Annotated in this window: 2 protein-coding genes and 1 pseudogene; all 3 read right to left on the bottom strand. The window is 70.1% G+C overall.

The annotated features are described in order from the left end of the window. Window positions 1-718, bottom strand: a pseudogene (locus ABNT58_RS18795) (RNA polymerase factor sigma-54); the annotation flags it as partial. Between the two features lie 21 nt (window positions 719-739). After that, entirely contained in the window at window positions 740-1,522 is a 783-nt protein-coding gene (gene lptB / locus ABNT58_RS18790) for an LPS export ABC transporter ATP-binding protein (RefSeq protein WP_348754965.1), read from the bottom strand. After that, window positions 1,519-2,012: lipopolysaccharide transport periplasmic protein LptA (gene lptA / locus ABNT58_RS18785; protein ID WP_348754964.1), on the bottom strand; the 494-nt coding region annotated here is incomplete at its 5' end. The genes lptA and lptB, both read right to left, overlap by 4 nt.

Raw genomic sequence — 2,012 nt, 5'->3', positions numbered from 1 at the left:
GCTGCAGCACCAGGCATTCGGGCAGGTCGCGCGCGCCCACGCCCAGCGGCTCCAGGCTTTGCAGCCACTTGAGCGCGCACTGCAGGCGCTCCAGCAGCTCTTCCTGCTGCTCCAGGTCGGCATCGCCGGCCAGCTGGGCCGCGATCTCGGACAGCGGGTCGGCCAGGTATCCGTCTTCGTTCAGCGATTCGATGAGCACATGCAGCGCGGCCGCGTCGGCCGGCTCCAGCCGCATGCCGGCCATCTGCGCGCGCAGGTGCTCCTGCAGCGAGATGCCGCCGCCACCGCGCTCCTGCGGCTCGAAGTCGTCGCTGTCGTTGTTGCTGCTGCTGCTGGCCGAAGGCGTTTCGCGGATGCCGTCGAAGTCGTCGCGCTCGGTGCCGTTTTCCCAGTCGTCGCGTTCGGTCGTGCCGAAGTCGGCGCTGTCGACGCCGGGGGCCTCGGCGCCGTCACCGTCGGCGGCGGCGCCGGTTTCGGTGCTGCTGCTGCCGGTGTAGTCGCCGTCGTCGGCGCTGCTGCTGGCGGCGGGCCGCTCGAGCGACTGCTCGAAGGCCGGCACATGCTCTTCCTCGGTTTCCAGGAAGGGGTTCTGCTCGAGCATCTGCTCGACTTCCTGGTGCAGTTCCAGCGTGGACAGCTGCAGCAGCCGGATGGACTGCTGCAGCTGTGGCGTCAGGGCCAGGTGCTGCGAGAGGCGGATTTGCAGCGAGGGTTTCATGACATCAACCGGGTTGAACCATCACATGCGGAAGTGCTCGCCAAGGTAGACCTTGCGCACGTCCGTGTTGTCGACGATCTCGTTGGGCGTGCCTTCGGCCAGCACACGCCCTTCGCTGATGATGTAAGCGCGGTCGCAGATGCCCAGCGTCTCGCGCACGTTGTGGTCGGTGATCAGCACGCCGATGCCGCGTGCCTTCAAGAATCCGATGATCCGCTGGATCTCGATCACCGCGATCGGGTCGACGCCAGCGAACGGCTCGTCCAGCAGGATGAAGCGTGGCTGCGTGGCCAGCGCGCGGGCGATTTCCACCCGCCGCCGCTCGCCGCCCGACAGCGATGGCGCCGGGCTGGCGCGCAGCTTCTCGATGCTCAATTCGGCCAGCAGGCCTTCGAGCAGGCGGTCGATCTCCTGGCCCGGCAGCGCGCGGCCGTCGGGGCCGCGCTGCAGTTCCAGCACCGCGCGGATGTTTTCTTCCACGGTCAGCTTGCGGAAGATCGACGCTTCCTGCGGCAGGTACGACAGCCCCATGCGCGAACGCTGGTGGATGGGCTTGTGCTGCACTTCGGCGCCGTCGATGCGGATCTCGCCGGCATCGGCGCGCACCAGGCCCACCACCATGTAGAAGGTGGTGGTCTTGCCGGCGCCGTTGGGGCCCAGCAGGCCCACCACCTCACCGGCGCCCACGGCCAGGTGCACGTCCTTGACCACGGTGCGGGTGCCGTAGCGCTTGGCCAGCCGGCTGGCTTCCAGGCGGCTGCCGGCGGCGGCCGGTGCCGCGGTGGGCAGGGCGCCGCCGCTCACCGCGAGGCTCCGGAGGCGGGCTCGGCCGGCGCTTCGGCCGCGGCCGAGCCTTCGCGTGGTGTCAGGATCACCCGCACGCGGCCATTGCCGGGGCCGCTGGCGGCGCCGGCGGCCGGGGCGGGCGCGGTGCTGCCGGCCACGCTGAACACTTCGGTGGTGCTGTCGTAGGTGATGCGCTCGCCGCTGATCTGGTCGGCCGCCACGCTGCCGCGCAGCCGCTGCACCTGGGCCTTGCCGACGAAGCGCACCACGTCGCCACGGCCTTCGTACTCGATGCGGTCGGCCGTGCCCTGGATGTATTCGTCCAGGCCTTCGCGCTTCTGGCGGAAGCTGGCCTGCTGGCCGCCGCTGCCCACCGCTACGGCCGAGCGGAAGCCGTCGGCGCCTTCGCGGATCTCGGCGCGCTCGGCCCGGATGGTGATGGAGCCCTGGGTGATGACCACGTTGCCGTTGAACACCACCACCTGCTTGAGCATGTCCACCGTGCCGG

Origin of the sequence: uncultured Aquincola sp. (assembly GCF_964001545.1) — a bacterium.
In the GTDB taxonomy this organism is placed as follows: Bacteria; Pseudomonadota; Gammaproteobacteria; order Burkholderiales; family Burkholderiaceae_C; genus Aquincola.
Note: the sequence above shows the minus strand (reverse complement) of the source record. Positions and strands in the feature narration are given on the sequence as shown.